The sequence below is a fragment of the Streptomyces sp. HSW2009 genome (assembly GCF_040240285.1).
Classification (GTDB): Bacteria; Actinomycetota; Actinomycetes; order Streptomycetales; family Streptomycetaceae; genus Streptomyces.
Genome location: NZ_JBEHZD010001209.1, coordinates 1 through 322 on the forward strand (window position 1 = coordinate 1; position 322 = coordinate 322).

Genomic DNA, 322 nt, shown 5'->3' on the forward strand with positions numbered 1-322 from the left:
ACGACATTCCCATCAAGGTCGCCATCATCAACAACGGCGCCCTCGGCATGGTCCGCCAATGGCAGACCCTCTTCTACGACGAGCGCTATTCGCACACCACGCTGCATTCCGGGCTGCATTCCGGCGCCGATGGCTCGTCGGCTGATGGCGAAGGGCCGGCCGGCACGCGGGTCCCGGACTTCGTGCAACTCGCGGAGGCCATGGGGTGCGTGGGGTTGCGCTGCACCGATCCGGCCGAGCTCGACGCCGTCATCGAGAAGGCCAATTCCATCAACGACCGGCCCGTGGTGGTGGACTTCATCGTCCACCAGGACGCCATGGT

General features: G+C 65.5%; 1 protein-coding gene. It reads left to right on the forward strand.

The annotated features are described in order from the left end of the window. Window positions 1-322, forward strand: a 322-nt coding sequence (locus tag AAHZ94_RS35220; protein ID WP_349997706.1) for a thiamine pyrophosphate-dependent enzyme, incomplete at both ends; no start/stop codon positions are given.